Below are 16,484 nucleotides of genomic sequence, written 5' to 3' on the forward strand. Positions count from 1 at the left end.
ACTCAGGGTTATGACGAGTTGATACACCCTCATTACGGAATACACGGCCGATCTCATATACTTTTTCTAAACCACCCACAATAAGACGCTTTAAATGTAGCTCAATTGCGATACGCATATATAATTCCATATCTAACGCATTATGGTGTGTAGTGAAAGGACGCGCAGAAGCTCCACCTGCAATTGCATGCATCATAGGTGTTTCCACTTCAAGATAACCGTTGTCATCTAGGTATCTTCTCATCTCACGAATGATTTTACTACGAGTAACGAACGTTTCACGACTTTCCATACTTGTAATCAAGTCTAAGTAACGTTGACGGTAGCGTTGTTCAACATCTTTTAATCCATGGTATTTATCTGGTAATGGACGAAGAGATTTCGTTAATAGCGTAAAGCCTGTTGCTTTTACTGAAAGTTCTCCAACGTTTGTTTTGAACACTTTACCTTCAATACCTACTAAATCACCTAAATCTGCTGTTTTAAATAATTCGTACTCGTCATCTCCAACAGCATCTTTACGAACATAAATTTGAACTTGTCCATGTAAATCTTGAACGTGTGCAAATCCAGCTTTCCCTTTTCCGCGTTTTGTCATAATACGACCAGCGATAGAAACAGCGATTTCCTTCTCCTCTAATTCTTCCTTAGAGAACTCTCCATATAGACTCACTAAGTCAGTTGTTGAATTTGTGCGTTCAAATCTTTTACCGAACGGGTCAATTCCTTGTTCACGTAAATTATGTAGCTTTTCACGACGAACAATCAATTGGTCGTTTAATTCTTCGTGGTTCATGTTATCCATGATATTGATATCACTCCAGCTCTATTTAATTTTACAATATATACAGTATAGCATTTTCTACTCAACTAGAAAAACTGCCAGCAACTAACTGGCAGCTCTTCTTTCTTTCACGTAATTATAGGAAGTGTATAGAAGAATGTCAATCTCCTATGTCCATTATTAACCAACGTAAATTGTTTGTTGTTTCGCTTCCACTTCTTCTACAAATGTACCTAACACATTCGCAAGGTCTTCCCGTGTGTTACAAGCATTAATACCATTACGTACACTCGCATTACCACGAACACCTTTTAAATACCAAGCTGCATGCTTTCTCATCTCTCTTACAGCGACACTTTCATTCTTTAAGTCGATAAGACGATCTAGATGCAACATACATACATCAATTTTCTCGCGCACTGTTGGTTCCGGCATTAATTCACCCGTCTCCAAATACTTTACCGTACGATAAATCATCCACGGATCTCCAAGAGCAGCACGACCAATCATAACACCATCTACACCAATTTCATCAAGCATACGCTTTGCATCTTGCGGCGTTGCGACATCACCATTTCCGATAACCGGGATATTTACAGATTGTTTTACTTGTTTAATAATATCCCAATCCGCTTTTCCTTCATACATTTGCACTCGTGTACGTCCGTGAACCGCCACAGCTTGGCCACCAGCACGCTCAACAGCCCTAGCATTTTCTATTGCGAAAATATGTTCTTCATCCCAACCGATACGCATTTTAACTGTAACCGGCTTTTCAACAGCATCTACAACCGCTGCTACCATTTCATATATTTTATTCGGGTCTAAAAGCCACCTTGCCCCCGCATCACATTTAACGATTTTCGGCACTGGACAACCCATATTAATATCAATTATGTCTGCTGTCGTATATTTATCTACATATTTTGCAGCATCTACAAGAGTTTCTTTCTCTCCACCAAAAATTTGTAAACTTAATGGCTTTTCTCTCTCGTCGATATATAACATATCTAATGTTCTTTTATTATTAAGCAATATTGCCTTATCACTTACCATTTCAGCACAAACTAAGCCGGCACCAAATTCTTTTACTGTTAAACGGAATGCAGAGTTACACACTCCCGCCATCGGTGCTAGTACAACCGGATTTTTCATCTCGATATTTGCAATCTTTAACAATCAATCTACTCCTTCCTGTACAATCACTTTGGCATTAATTCCTCTATTGAAACATTTAATGCCTTGGCAACTTCTACTACAAAATCTTGAGAAGGCGATCTATTCCCTCTCTCAACCTCACCTAAAACAGATACAGATACCCCTAGTTCTTTAGCAAAACCTTCTTGTGTATAGCCTTTTAGCTTTCGAAAAGCACGAATGCGTCTTCCCCATTTTTCTGCTTCCATACCGTTACTCCCTCTCGCCTTTTCATTTCTTCTACTTGTGAACGTGAAATGTTTTGTTTTATGTCTTGATTAATCTCTAACAACGGAACGATAACAAAAGCTCTTTCAAACATCCGCGGATGCGGAACAATAAGATTCTCTGCTTCAATATTCTCTTGATTATAAAGTAAAATGTCAAGGTCGATAGTCCTCGGCCCCCACCTAATTTCCCTTTTTCTTCCTAGGTCATTTTCTACTTTTTGTGTTACTTTCAATAATTCTTGTGGTGATAAATTGGTAGAAATTTTTATAACTAAATTTAAAAAGCAACTTTGGTCAGTATAGCCAACTGGCTCAGTTTCATATACAGATGAAATATCATCAACCTGAATATAAGGATTTTTATTTAAAAACTGAATCGCTTCAGTTAGATACGTATAACGCTCTCCAATATTTGACCCTAATGCAATGTAAGCTATATTGTTCATGGACGTCCTCTCGTAATTTCTACTGCTACAGCACGATAATGACCCGGTATCGGTGGATCCGGCTTAATTACCTTAATTGTACAGCGCGAAATACTTTCATATTGTTTTAATATATCTGCAGCAATATTTTCAGCGATACTCTCCACAAGCTTATACTTTCTATCCTCAACAACTTTTCTACATAATTCGAAAAGCTCTCCATAATTGACCGAATGCTTTAAGTCATCACTTTCCCCTGCACACTTTAAATCCAACTCCACCGTTAAGTCAACTTTAAATCTCTGACCTAATTTATTCTCCTCTGGGAACACACCATGATAACCATAAAACTCCATATCATGGATATAAATTTTATCCAATTACCTTACCCCCTTACCAATCATTGCATCCATCATTTTAGCCATACGCGCCATTTCTTTCACATCATGGACACGAACAAACTCACAGCCCTTTTCAATACCAAGACAAACAGTAGCTCCCGTTCCCTCAAGGCGTTCCTCTACTGGCAAATCTAATACGTGCCCAATAAAGGACTTTCTCGAAGTACCTAAGAGAACCGGATAACCTAGCACATTTAACTGTTCTAAATTACGCATCGCCTCTAAGTTCTGCTCAGGTGTTTTAGCAAAACCGATACCTGGATCTAAAATAATATTCTCATCTCGCACACCAGCATTTTTAACAATTTTAATACTGTCATACAAATCAGCAATCATATCCGCCATTAAATTACGATAATTCATATTATCGCGGTTATGCATTAAAATGATGGGTACATCATAATGAGCTGCGACTTCAGCAATTTTTGGTTCCGCCTTCGCTCCCCAAATATCATTAATAATATGAGCACCAGCCTCAATTGCTTGCTTTGCAACTTCAGCTTTATATGTATCGATAGATATAGGCAATTTTACTTCTTTTGAAACTGCTTGAATCATCGGGACAACTCGCTTTATTTCTTCTTCTACTGATACTTTAGCAAAACCTGGGCGAGTAGATTCGCCACCAATATCAATAATATGAGCACCTTCACCTTGCATTTCTTTTGCGTGACGTACCGCAGCATCTACCTCGTTGTAACTCCCACCATCAGAAAACGAATCTGGTGTTACATTTAAAATTCCCATGATTAATGTTTTTTCATTTAAATTCAATGTATATTCGCCGCAGCGTAAATCATAATCCCACTTCAAACTACGCATCTCCTCTTCGTAATTCATTTCTGCTCCATAATTTCTCTCTTTGCATTCCATAAAGGTACATTAAACTTTTTGTAACCACTCCTACTTTACCCGGGAAATCCTGCGCTTCTATACGATAAAGCGGAACAATTTCTTGAATGGAGTTTGTTACGAAGACTTCATCCGCTGAAAGTAGCTCATCTTTTGTAAAGAAACCTTCCTTTACTTCTATATTTAATTGTTCAGCACTCTTTATAATAAACGCACGAGTGATACCATTTAAAATCCCTGTCTCTAACGAAGGCGTATATAAAACATCACCTTTCACAAAAAATAGATTCGAAACAATACCCTCTGCAACATAACCTGCTTCAGTAAGGAAAATACCTTCCTTACTCACAACATTTCCAATTTCACGCTTCCCTAAAATATTATTTAAATAGTGATGAGACTTCAGGCGAAATGTTCCTTCCGGTGTATTTCGCACTTGTTTTAGAATAACACCTTCTTTTTCCGCTACATCCCCCGGCGCTGTTAAAGGTTTTATAAAAACAATAACCGAAGGCTCTTCATACATTTCCGTTTGTAATCCTATTTCATCTATACCCGCTGATACATTAAAACGTATATATGCATGCTCCAATTCATTCTTAGCGAGTAATTTTTTTAAAATAAGCATCACATCATTTTTTGTCATTGTCCATTTAATTTGCAATGTATCCAGCGCTTCTATTAAACGATCATAATGATCATCCAATAAGAAAGGATGACCATTATAAATACGAAACGTTTCAAAAACTCCAAGACCATATAAATAACCATGATCATAAGGAGAAATTTTCGCTTCACTTGCTTCTACATACTGACCATTTACGTAAATTAACATAATGTTGCACTTGGCCTGTATTTACAAATGAAATTCTGTAACAACTCTTTCCCATGAGAAGTCATAATAGATTCCGGATGGAATTGCACACCCTCTATCGGCAATGTCTTATGACGAAGTGCCATAATTTCTCCTTCCTCTGTCCAAGATGTTATCTCTAAGCAATCGGGTAACGTTTCTTTCTTAACAATAAGGGAATGATAGCGCGTCGCAGTAAACGGATTAGGAATATCCGAAAAAATCGTCTTTCCATCATGATGCATAAGCGACGTTTTCCCATGCATTAATCGTTCTGCACGGACAACCTCTCCACCAAACACTTGTGCAATGGATTGATGCCCAAGACAAACTCCAAAAATCGGAATCTTTCCAGCAAAGTATTTAATAACTTCCATACTAATCCCCGCTTCATTAGGACTACATGGACCTGGAGAAATCATTAGAAAATCTGGTTTCATATTCTCAATATCTGAAATGGTCACTTCATCGTTACGTTTAACAACGAGCTCTTGTCCAAGTTCTCCAAGAAACTGCACTAAATTAAATGTAAAAGAATCATAATTATCAATCATTAATATCATTTCTCTCACCTAACCGTTTCTTCGCTACGTTCTTTTGCACGCCATAAAGCAATCGCCTTTTTTAACGACTCTTTATATTCATTTTCTGGATTTGAATCAATTACAATTCCCGCCCCTGCTTGTACATGAGCTTTTCCATCTTTAGCAAGAAGTGTTCTAATTACAATATTCAATTCTGTATCTCCAGAATAACCAATCCAACCGATTGAACCTGTATAAATCCCTCTTCGAACAGGTTCTAATTCCTCAATAATTTCCATCGTACGTATTTTCGGGGCACCAGTAATTGTTCCCCCAGGGAATACAGCCTTCACTAAATCAAAAGCATCTTTATCTTCTTCCACCTCACCACGCACATTAGAAACAATATGCATAACATGTGAGTATTTCTCAATTACCATAAATTCATCTACTTCTACAGTGCCATATTTACAAACACGTCCTAAATCATTTCTTTCTAAATCCACAAGCATTACATGCTCTGCTCTTTCTTTTTCGTTCTCAATTAATTCTCTTGCTAATTCTTCATCCTCTTGCTCATCCGCGCCTCTAGATCTCGTTCCAGCAATTGGTCTTGTACTTACTTCAGTTCCTTGTTTCTTAATTAACAACTCTGGCGATCCACTAACAATTTGAAAATCCCCAAGCTCCAGGTAACCCATATATGGAGATGGATTAATTTCACGAAGACTTGTATAAATTTCTAGTGGGTGTGTCTGTAACGTTCTTTCTTGTCTCGTCGACAAGTTTACTTGGAACACATCACCCGCCCCAATATATTCTTGAATACATTCAACTGCCTTCATAAAGCTGGCTTCAGTAAAAGCAACCGCTTCACTTTTCTTTTCAGGACTTTCAAAGGGCACTGTCACTTCAGGCGCTTCCGTCATCCAAAGACCCTTCCACTCATTTAGCCGTTCTTTTGCCTCTTCATATTTATCTACATAATGCGTAATAATCCATAACACTTGTTCTTTTTGATCATAGACAAATACGTCATCAAATAATAAAAAGAAGATGTCAGGTATATTAATATCATCTTCCGCGAGAGAAGGCAGCTTTTCAATATAACGGATACAGTCATAACTGAAATAGCCAATTGCACCACCTTGAAAAGGCGGATACTCTGGGTTATAGTCCGTCTTCCATTGTTCCATATATTCTTGCATTAAATCTAACGGATTCCCTCGTTTTATTGTTTCCTTACCACTTTCACTTATATGTAACGTTTCATCCTTCCCTTGGATTACCGCTACTGGGTTCAGCCCTACAATGTTATAACGACCGCCACGGCCACTTTCTAACAAAATATGTTGCGATTTACCCTGAGAAAGAAATTTATATTGCTTAAAGAAATCTAACTGATATGGAATAGAAAGCGCTAAAGATTTTCTTCGTTGCATATCAACACCCCGTCTTCTTTTATCCCACCCTCTTAGATAAACCAGCTCAAACTACATAAGTTATTTATATAGAGATTGATTATACTCGAAGGCTAGTGAAAATAATTTAATTATACTACCTCTTATTTTACATGAAGTTTTCTAGTCATTCACTCTTTTCCTATTTCCAATCCCAAAAGAAAAAGCACCCTTTTTCAAGGATGCTTTTTCAATCGCATTTAATTATGATTCAAATTGATAAAGTGGTGTACTTAAATAACGTTCACCATTACTCGGGATAATAACAAGTACCTTTTTCCCTTTACCTAACTTTTTCGCAACTTCTGTTGCTGCATAAATAACCGCGCCTGAAGAGATACCAACTAAAATACCTTCCTCTTTAGCCACTCTTCTCGCATATTCAAATGCTTGCTCTGTTTTCACTTGAATAATTTCATCATATACTTCTACATCCAACGTCTCCGGAACAAATCCCGCCCCAATTCCTTGGATTTTATGTGGACCTGGTTTCCCACCAGATAATACTGGTGAATCTGCAGGTTCTACCGCATAAATTTTAATATCCTTATACGCTTCCTTCAGTACTTCACCAGCACCAGTGATCGTTCCACCTGTACCAATACCTGCAATAAACGCATCTAATTGGTCGCCCATTTGTTCAATAATTTCTGGACCCGTTGTTAAACGGTGAATTTCTGGATTCGATTGGTTTTTGAACTGTTGTGGTATAAAGTAGCCATGCTCTTTTGCTAATTCAGTCGCTTTACGAATTGCTCCACCCATTCCTTCAGGCCCTGGAGTCAATACTAATTCCGCACCGTAAGCACGTAATAAATTACGACGCTCAATACTCATTGTTTCTGGCATTACTAAGATTGCATTATATCCTTTAGCAGCCGCTACCATCGCTAAACCAATTCCTGTGTTACCACTTGTCGGCTCAATGATTGTATCGCCTTCTTTTAATAATCCCTTTTTTTCAGCATCTTCAATCATAGCTAATGCAATACGATCTTTAACGCTACTCCCCGGATTCATAAATTCTAATTTTAAGTATATATCTGCGCTGTCTGATTCTACGATGCGGTTCAACTTAACGATCGGCGTTTTCCCGATTAATTCTGAAACTGATTGTGCCACTCGCATTCCTGTCACTCCTAACACCGAGTATTTTTATTGGTTTTATCTATATTTAGATTTTGTCAGAAAATTCCCTGTTTGTCAATTCATTTGGAGGATTGCTCCTCTTAATTCCCTTATTACAAATTCTCGATTAAATTTGTAATATCTTCTTTAGAGAACTTGTATCGTTCATTACAGAAATGACAGTGAACTTCCGTCTCTTCCTCTTCTTCACGAACTTGCTCTAACTCTGTTTTACCTAAACTAATTAATACACTCTCAATACGCTCGCGTGAGCATGTGCAATTAAATTGAACATCCATTGTTTCTAATACTTTTACTTTATCTTCTCCAAGAACTGCATATAGTAGCTCTTCCGGAGAAAGGCCTTGTTCAATCAACGTTGATACAGGCGGAATCTTTTGTAAACGGTCTTCAATAAATGAAATCGTTTCATCTTGCGCACCCGGCATAATTTGAAGGATAAATCCACCTGCCGCTAATATGCTATCATCTCCATTTACAAGAACACCAACACCTACAGAAGAAGGCGTTTGTTCAGAAACTGCAAAATAATACGTAAAGTCTTCTCCTAATTCTCCTGAAACGATTGGAGATTGACCAATAAACGGCTCACGCATTCCAATATCTTTAATTACAGTTACAAACCCCTCTGTACCTACCGCTTGATATACACGTAACTTCCCTTGTTCTGTTCCTTCAAAATCAACATGCGGATTCGTTACATAACCACGTACATCTCCATTTGCATGAGCATCTACCAAGATAGGGCCAATTGGACCGTTACCTTCTACCTTAATTGTTAACTTTTGCTCACCTTTTAACATTGCACCCATCATTGTACCCGCAGTTAAAGAACGCCCTAGTGCCGCTGAAGCTGTTCTCCATGTATCATGACGTCTTTGCGCCTCACTTACTGTATTTGTTGTACGCACACTATACGCACGCACTTCTCCATCAAACGCTAACGCTTTTACTAAATAATCTTTCATACGTATTTATTCACCTTTCTCATGCTGTAAATTTGCATTACGTTCATATAACATATACAAACCTTTTAACGTTAAAAACGGATCTACAATATCAATTACATTCGATTCTTCGGAAATTAATTTTGCCAATCCACCTGTTGCAATAACTTTAGGTTCTTGTCTAGCTTCTTCTTTCATACGCTTAACAATACCTTCCACTTGTCCAACATAACCATAAAGAATACCAGATTGCATCGCACTTACTGTATTTTTCCCAACAACACTGCTTGGTTTTGTAATTTCGATACGAGGAAGTTTTGCTGCTCTGCTATATAAAGCCTCTGCTGAAATCATAATTCCTGGTGTAATAACTCCACCCATATAATGCTTTTCTTCGTTAATATAACAATATGTAGTAGCCGTACCAAAATCAACGATAATAAGCGGACTTCCATATAAGTGGATTCCTGCTACTGCATTTACAATTCGGTCTGCGCCTACTTCACGCGGATTTTCATATTTAATATTTAGTCCTGTTTTTATCCCAGGCCCTACTACAAGCGGTTTAATTTTAAAATATTTTTCACACATGCGCTCTAAAGCAAACATAATTGGTGGTACAACTGAAGACACAATAATACCTTTCACATCTTCAAACGAAAGACCCTCATGCTCAAGCAATTGCTTTACAAGCATTCCATATTCATCTTCTGTCTTATGACGATCTGTTTCCATGCGCCAATGCTGACGAAGTTCCCCCTCTTCAAACACACCTAGTACAGCATTTGTGTTCCCTACATCCAATACAAAAATCATATTCTCACCACTTATCTTATTTAATCTATATTTGTGCAGTATGTATAAAACTTATAAAAACATCATATCACACATACTTATATAATCAGCTTTCCTATCCTCATCATTTTACAAAAAGATTGCTCTCTATTTCAATTTTTAATACTAGTTTTACTTAAATTACTTTATCCACTAAGTTCTCAATAGTAATTAACAAAGGTTTTAACAAACAAAAAAGGAGTGACGATAGTCACTCCTTCTTTTCTTACTTATCTTCTTTATCTTCATCGTCTTTCTTCATGTTGATGTTTACTTTCACATCATCTGAAGATGTTGGACGTTCTGGTAATCTGCCGTAATCACATAAATGATTGATTTGCTCTGCATCTAACGTTTCTACTTCAAGTAACGTTTGCGCGATAATATCTAGTTTATCACGGTTTTCAGTAAGAATTTGTTTTGCACGAGCATAACATTCTTTCATAATTGATTGCATTTCCATATCGATTTCATGTGCAATCGCATCACTATAGTTTTGTTCTGAGTGGAAGTCTCTTCCTAAGAACACTTGACCACCTTGCGAGCTACCAAATTGCATCGGTCCAAGTTTGTCACTCATACCAAATTCCGTAACCATGCGTCTTGCAATACCAGTCGCACGTTGGAAGTCATTATGAGCACCTGTACTCACTTCACCAAATACAATCTCCTCAGCTACTCGGCCACCAAGTAAACCAGTGATTTTATCAAGTAACTCTGGCTTTGTCATGAAGTAACGATCTTCTTTCGGAAGCATTACCGCATATCCACCAGCCTGACCACGAGGGACAATTGTTACTTTATGAACGACATCAGCTTCATCGAGAACAACACCAATTACAGTATGACCTGCTTCATGGAAAGCAACGATATTACGTTCTTTTTCAGAGATAACACGACTTTTCTTAGCTGGACCTGCAATAACACGATCCGTCGCTTCATCGATATCACTCATATCAATTTTCTTCTTATCTTGACGTGCAGCTACTAAAGCAGCTTCGTTTAATAAGTTTTCAAGATCCGCACCAGAGAATCCTGGTGTACGAGTCGCAATCGCTCTTAAATTAATATGCTCATCAAGTGGTTTATTACGCGCATGTACTTTCAATACAGCTTCACGGCCATTTACATCTGGACGATCTACTGTAATTTGACGGTCAAAACGACCTGGACGTAATAACGCTGGGTCAAGAATGTCTGGACGGTTTGTCGCAGCAACGATAATAATACCTTCGTTTGCACCGAATCCATCCATTTCAACAAGTAATTGGTTCAATGTTTGCTCACGCTCATCATGACCACCACCAAGACCTGCGCCACGTTGACGACCTACTGCATCAATTTCATCAATGAAAATGATACAAGGAGCATTTTTCTTTGCATTTTCAAATAAATCACGTACACGTGATGCACCGACACCGACAAACATCTCTACGAAGTCAGAACCACTGATAGAGAAGAATGGAACGCCAGCCTCACCTGCAACAGCACGCGCTAATAAAGTTTTACCTGTACCTGGAGGTCCAACTAATAAGACACCCTTTGGAATACGAGCACCAACTTCAGAGAACTTACGAGGGTCTTTCAAGAATTCAACTACCTCAACAAGTTCTTGTTTCTCTTCATCCGCTCCAGCAACATCTCTGAAACGAACTTTTTTCTTTTCATCATTATATAACTTCGCCTTACTTTTCCCGAAGTTCATAACACGGCTACCGCCGCCTTGAGCTTGGTTTAATAAGAAGAAGAATAAAATGAAGATGATGACAAATGGAATGATTGAAGTAAAGAATGTTACCCAAGCACTTGTTTCTTCTGCTGGTTGATACTTAACTTCGGCACCTTTCGCTTTATCATTAATTTTCTTTTGTAATTCCTCAGTATTTGGTGCATAAGTAACAAATTGTTCTCCTTGGCTAGAGTTATTAAATTGTCCTTTTACCTCAAATACACCATTTTTCGGTTGAAGTTGCACATTACGCACTTCACCGCTTTCTAGTTTAGTAATGAATTTGTCGTAGCTAACTGATGTCGTTTTTTGTGTCGAACCATTAAAATAGCTCACGATTCCAATTACTACTAAGAATATCAGTAAATAAAAGATGGTATTACGGAAGATACGATTCATTCCTAACCTCCTCTCACGGCATAAACACTATAGTAAATCGTAACATAGAAAAACTTTCCTATACAATTGTGAAGCCTATATTTAATTAATTTGAGTAAACGCTTGGTTTTAATACGCCTACATAAGGAAGATTACGGTACTGCTCTTTATAATCTAATCCATATCCTACTACAAATTCATGTGGAACAGTAAATCCAACATAATCCGCTTTCAGATCAACCTTACGGCCTGTTGGCTTATCTAATAATGTAACAATTTTTACAGACTTCGCTTTACGATATTTGAATAAGTCTACTAAGTAGCTTAGTGTAAGACCACTATCAATAATATCTTCGACGATTAAAATATCGCGACCTTCTACAGAAGTGTCAAGATCTTTTAAAATTTTCACTTCGCCTGTTGAAACTGTAGAGTGACCGTAACTAGATACAGCCATAAAATCCATTTCAAGATATGTATCTGTTCTCTTTAATAAATCTGCCATGAATGGCATTGCGCCTTTTAATACACCAATTGCAAGAGGTACTGTGTTTTTATAATCCTCTGCAACAATTGCACCTAGTTCGCGCACCTTTTCTTGTATTTGCTCTTCAGAAATTAATACTTTTTCGATATCTTGATTCATCATTTCATTATCCTCCCGGAAGACTCCTTGCTTTTGTAGTGAATAATCATATATTTATCCTTCTTTGCCATCTCTTTCGAAATTGCAAATGCAGATCGCTTCAACAAGGGTACCCAAATAATGGTCCCACTTGCATCACAAACGACCGGCCATTCTTCTCTTTTTTCTTTCGGTACTTTTGCTTCGATAAAAATAGCTTTTATCTTTTTCGTGCCATTCATACCTTGTATTGACATGCGATCTCCATTTTCCCTAGAACGAATACGAAGTGGATATGATATATCATTATACTTAGCAACAAATACTGTTTCATTCATGTTACTTGGTATATCTTCGCTCACCTCTGTTACAAATTCATCCCCGTTCAATAGCGTAATGGTCCCGGGTACTGATAAATCTTGTAAAAAAGGAGAAACAATTTCTTGTTTAAATCTAAAGCTACACTCCTCGTATGTACGAACAATTTTCAAATCACCTGGAAAATCAAGTGAACCTGAAGGTTGTGTCCGCTTAAAAAACTCAATCACCTTGTCAATATGTATGGAAGAAAGAGAAGATGGAATCTTATATTCATAAAGATAGTTTAATATTAGTTGAATCCCTCTTCTTTGTAAAGGCATAGACATGGATTCAAAGGCAGGAATTGATAAGCTAATTTGTTTATCACTTTTTTTTGTAATTACTTTATTCATTTTCTCAAAAGCTAATTCCTGCAAATAAGCCTCATCCTCTTGCATCTGCACGCTAAATTTTTGGAATTTCTCATGCACTTGTGGATTTTCTTCTTTCAAATGAGGAAGAACATATTTACGTAATCGATTTCTTGTATATACTTCCTTTTTATTACTCGGATCTATACGTGGCATTAAATTTAGCTTATTACAGTAATCAACAATTTCTTCCTTTGTTACGCCAAGTAACGGCCTAATTAAATATCCATTATGAAAAGGACGCTTCACTGCAATTCCTGCATATCCTTTCGGAGTACTCCCTCTTACGAGACGCATTAAAATTGTCTCGACTTGATCATCTCCATGATGTCCAAGAGCAACATATCTTGCATCATATTTCTTCATTATTCTTTCCAAAAATGCATATCTGCATTCTCTAGCAGCAACCTGTGCATTCATTCCGTATTGCTGTTGATATTGTGATACATTAATCCTTATCGTTTCACAAATAATTCCCAGTTCTTCACAAAGGCCCTGCACAAATTGTAAATCCTCATAAGATTCATCACCTCTAAACATATGATCCACATGAGCAACTACAATTTTCAACTGTTTTTCCGCTCTTTTTTCTAATAAATAATATAAAAGCGCTAACGAGTCAGGACCACCAGAAACTCCCACAACAATTGTTGAATCATTCTTTAATACATCATGCTGCTTTACAAAGTCATCTACTTTTTCAACAAATGTATCTTTCAACTTCGCAATCACCTTTCATTAAACAAGAACAGCAACCTTAGTCGCCTTGTCTACAATGGTACAACTTTTACAAACATTGTGCAAAAAAAGATATACAAAAATTACATTTTTATCTTACATCCTCCGTGTATATTCACAAAATTAATAACATTACCTTTTTCCACAAAAAAACCTAGGTATACTGAAGTGAACCCGAATAGTGGTACATGAAAAAAACACCTCCTGAATTCGCATACTAAGTATGCAAATTCATTGGAGGTGTTTTTCGTTTGAAGACAAGAGTTCATTACCCAGAAGAAACAAAGTGGAAAGTGATTGAAATGAAGAAAGACGGCTACTCAAATCGTACAATTATGGAGAAACTCGGAATTAAAAATGTTTCCCAAATTAAGACATGGATGAAATGGTATCGTACAGATCAAACGTATCGTTTTCAACAACCTGTAGGAAAACAATATTCTTATGGAAAAGGACCAAAAGAGCTCAGTGAATTAGAACAGATACGTTTAGAAAATAAACATCTAAAAACAAAATTACTTGTATGGGGAAAGTATCTGGAAATCGAAAGGGGCTGAAACCAGAAACTGTAGTTGCTTTATGGGAAAATGTAAAAACAAAAATAACGGTAAAAGAATTGTGTAACGTATTAGAATTACCCCGTTCCACATTTTATCGTTGGTTACAACGAACGGAAGATTTGAAAGATGGTATAGAAGAGAAAGTAAAGGACGTTTGTCTTAGGCATAAATTCCGGTATGGATATCGAAGAGTGACCGCTACTCTTCGAAAAATGGGACTGTGTGTCAATCATAAAAAAGTATTACGAATCATGAGACAAAATCACATTCTTTCAAAAGTACGTCGAAAGAAAAAGAAATATATCAATGGTACGGAGCCAATGGTATCCCCTCATCGATTGGAGCGCCAATTCGATGCATCCAGACCAAATGAAAAGTGGTTTACGGATGTGACGTATCTCTTATTTGGAGAGCGTACCTTGTATTTATCAACGATTATGGATGCCTTTAATCGTGAAATTATTAGTTGTGTCATCAGCGAATCACAAACACTGACATTAGCGATGAAGACATTAAAACAAGCAATGAGAGGGCGAAAAGTAAAAGATGTCCTTCTTCACTCAGATCAAGGAAGTATTTATACAGCAAAAGAATTTCAAGCGTATGCCAAAGAAAACGGCATGATCACCAGCATGTCCCGGAGAGGAAATTGCCATGATAATGCCGTCATGGAAAGCTTCTTTGGTCATTTAAAAAGTGAAGCCTTCTATTCACAAGAGATAACAAAAGTATCCAACACAACTGTGCAAAAGATTGTGCTAGAATACATTCATTACTACAATTGTGTGCGAATTCAAGAAAAATTAAACCACCTATCCCCTAAAGAATTTAGGGAACAAGTGGTTTAGGTGTTTTGATTGGTGTCCCCTTTTCGGGGGTCACTTCAGTTTTAGATACCAGGGCTTTTATATATTCAATCTGTTATCTTTCCTTTGCAATTCATTCCAAAACTGAATGTATCTATGCAGCGCCTCAACGCTTTTTAAGCCTAAATACGCTTTAATTTCAATGGATTTCATACCGTTTTGTAAAGAATTCAAAATGAATCGATTCCGCAACATAGTAGGGGTTACACGAATTTCAGCGCGTTTCACTTCTTTTTGTAGCATTCGTTGGACAGCGATTCTAGTCAATGCAGCGGGTTGATCTTTGTCATAGTCCCAGCGGAACGTTTGCGGAGCGAAATCGAACGCAACAAAGAAAGGATCTCCCGTTTGCTGGCGTGGTCGTATGAGTCTTGGAATCAGTTTGTAATAGGATAGGGCAAGCTTTACATCATCTTTGGATAGCGTAATAGAGCGTTTATAAGCATGTAATCCTCCTGGCGTGATGGTATTTGTTCCGAAGTGAACATCATGCATAGAGAGCGTGATAATGTCTTGTATGGATAGCCCATAATGTAACATGAAATGAATCAATAAAAGATTACGTTTCATAATGAACTTTCTTCCTGACGCCTGGTATTCCGTCAATCCGTTATAGCTGCGCATGACGCCTAATAACTTTTCTATCTCTTCATCGGATGCAAAGTGTTTAGAAGTAAGCTCAGGAGGCGCAACGTCGCTTTTTAAACGATCTGCGGCACCATGAAACTGTAAAAAATTAATTAAAATGCCTCGTACACGCTTCATATTAGAAATTGAAGCCTCACGTTCCTTTCTAAGCCATTTTAAGTAGCGCTCCAATGTATTTATATCAAAAGAGCGAAAAACATCTTCTGGGGGCAATTGAAGTCGTTTTTGAATCCATGAAACAAATAAGATCAGATCATAGCGGTATTGCTTCAAGGTGGACGGTTTACGACCACGTTTTAATAAATCAGCAAGAAAAAAATCAACAGCGGAATTCCATGTCATGGCTATATACTCCTTTATCCTAAAAATTGTGTACCGCAATTGTATCAAAAAACCACAAAAACAAGCAATAGGGGATTCTAGGTCCTGTTTTTTTGTTACAGCAGCTGTTCCTTAATTTTGTAGCAAAGTCTTAACGATTCGTTCAGGGCCAATACGAAGAAGATCGAGCCTGGCTAGAAATGACAGGAGTTCCTGTGATTATTTTGACACC

At 37.4% G+C, this 16,484-nt stretch carries 17 protein-coding genes (1 of these 17 only partly in view); 1 reads left to right on the plus strand and 16 read right to left on the minus strand.

Features of this window, described 5'->3' with window-relative positions; translation table 11 throughout:
• From lysS to tilS, 15 genes are all read right to left on the minus strand, one after another.
• Positions 1-805, minus strand: partial view of a lysine--tRNA ligase gene (lysS, locus tag F3I02_RS23135; RefSeq protein ID WP_000369668.1) — the 5' portion only. The gene continues 695 nt to the left of window position 1, outside the view; 805 of the gene's 1,500 nt are visible here — the first part of the coding sequence; the start codon lies at positions 803-805; its stop codon lies beyond the left edge, outside the window.
• Between the two features lie 159 nt (positions 806-964).
• A complete protein-coding gene (gene dusB / locus F3I02_RS23140; protein WP_000912251.1) occupies positions 965-1,963 on the minus strand; it encodes a tRNA dihydrouridine synthase DusB in 999 nt (332 codons plus the stop codon).
• A gap of 23 nt (positions 1,964-1,986) precedes the next feature.
• Positions 1,987-2,190, minus strand: a complete 204-nt coding sequence (locus tag F3I02_RS23145) for a helix-turn-helix domain-containing protein (RefSeq protein ID WP_000387031.1) — start codon at positions 2,188-2,190, stop codon at positions 1,987-1,989.
• On the minus strand, positions 2,142-2,657 hold the full coding sequence (folK, locus tag F3I02_RS23150; protein WP_001059450.1) for a 2-amino-4-hydroxy-6-hydroxymethyldihydropteridine diphosphokinase: 516 nt from the start codon (positions 2,655-2,657) through the stop codon (positions 2,142-2,144). Before folK ends, F3I02_RS23145 begins: the two co-directional genes overlap by 49 nt.
• Positions 2,654-3,016, minus strand: a complete 363-nt coding sequence (gene folB, locus F3I02_RS23155) for a dihydroneopterin aldolase (RefSeq protein ID WP_196478479.1) — start codon at positions 3,014-3,016, stop codon at positions 2,654-2,656. Before folB ends, folK begins: the two co-directional genes overlap by 4 nt.
• Positions 3,017-3,877 carry a dihydropteroate synthase gene (gene folP / locus F3I02_RS23160; RefSeq protein WP_002164271.1) on the minus strand — a complete coding sequence of 287 codons (861 nt, stop codon included), beginning with the start codon at positions 3,875-3,877 and terminating at the stop codon, positions 3,017-3,019.
• Positions 3,852-4,724, minus strand: a complete 873-nt coding sequence (gene pabC, locus F3I02_RS23165; protein WP_196478480.1) for an aminodeoxychorismate lyase — start codon at positions 4,722-4,724, stop codon at positions 3,852-3,854. Before pabC ends, folP begins: the two co-directional genes overlap by 26 nt.
• A complete protein-coding gene (gene pabA / locus F3I02_RS23170; protein WP_000602295.1) occupies positions 4,718-5,305 on the minus strand; it encodes an aminodeoxychorismate/anthranilate synthase component II in 588 nt (195 codons plus the stop codon). Before pabA ends, pabC begins: the two co-directional genes overlap by 7 nt.
• Before the next feature lie 5 nt (positions 5,306-5,310).
• On the minus strand, positions 5,311-6,708 hold the full coding sequence (pabB, locus tag F3I02_RS23175; protein WP_001189714.1) for an aminodeoxychorismate synthase component I: 1,398 nt from the start codon (positions 6,706-6,708) through the stop codon (positions 5,311-5,313).
• Positions 6,709-6,930: 222 nt separating this feature from the next.
• Entirely contained in the window at positions 6,931-7,854 is a 924-nt protein-coding gene (cysK, locus tag F3I02_RS23180) for a cysteine synthase A (RefSeq protein ID WP_001261712.1), read from the minus strand.
• 113 nt (positions 7,855-7,967) lie between these two features.
• Entirely contained in the window at positions 7,968-8,843 is an 876-nt protein-coding gene (gene hslO, locus F3I02_RS23185) for a redox-regulated molecular chaperone HslO (RefSeq protein ID WP_000656372.1), read from the minus strand.
• A gap of 6 nt (positions 8,844-8,849) precedes the next feature.
• On the minus strand, positions 8,850-9,638 hold the full coding sequence (locus F3I02_RS23190; protein WP_000578368.1) for a type III pantothenate kinase: 789 nt from the start codon (positions 9,636-9,638) through the stop codon (positions 8,850-8,852).
• 244 nt (positions 9,639-9,882) lie between these two features.
• The gene (ftsH, locus tag F3I02_RS23195; RefSeq protein WP_001079674.1) at positions 9,883-11,784 is read right to left on the minus strand and encodes an ATP-dependent zinc metalloprotease FtsH; all 1,902 of its coding nucleotides are present in this window, start codon (positions 11,782-11,784) and stop codon (positions 9,883-9,885) included.
• An 85-nt stretch (positions 11,785-11,869) separates the two neighbouring features.
• Positions 11,870-12,412, minus strand: a complete 543-nt coding sequence (gene hpt, locus F3I02_RS23200; RefSeq protein ID WP_000981844.1) for a hypoxanthine phosphoribosyltransferase — start codon at positions 12,410-12,412, stop codon at positions 11,870-11,872.
• Positions 12,409-13,839: a tRNA lysidine(34) synthetase TilS gene (gene tilS / locus F3I02_RS23205; RefSeq protein ID WP_000655468.1), complete on the minus strand. Its 1,431-nt coding sequence runs from the start codon at positions 13,837-13,839 to the stop codon at positions 12,409-12,411. Before tilS ends, hpt begins: the two co-directional genes overlap by 4 nt.
• Positions 13,840-14,108: 269 nt before the next feature.
• Here tilS and F3I02_RS23210 point away from each other — a divergent pair.
• A protein-coding gene (locus F3I02_RS23210; RefSeq protein WP_196477871.1) for an IS3 family transposase occupies positions 14,109-15,265 on the plus strand; the annotation gives its coding sequence in 2 pieces (ribosomal slippage) (positions 14,109-14,361 and positions 14,361-15,265; 1,158 coding nt in all).
• 57 nt (positions 15,266-15,322) lie between these two features.
• Here F3I02_RS23210 and F3I02_RS23215 read toward each other — a convergent pair.
• The gene (locus F3I02_RS23215) at positions 15,323-16,273 is read right to left on the minus strand and encodes a tyrosine-type recombinase/integrase (RefSeq protein ID WP_196477468.1); all 951 of its coding nucleotides are present in this window, start codon (positions 16,271-16,273) and stop codon (positions 15,323-15,325) included.
• Between the last annotated feature and the right edge of the window lie 211 nt (positions 16,274-16,484).

Origin of the sequence: Bacillus sp. SRB3LM (assembly GCF_015712745.1) — a bacterium.
Classification (GTDB): domain Bacteria; phylum Bacillota; class Bacilli; order Bacillales; family Bacillaceae_G; genus Bacillus_A; species Bacillus_A thuringiensis_K.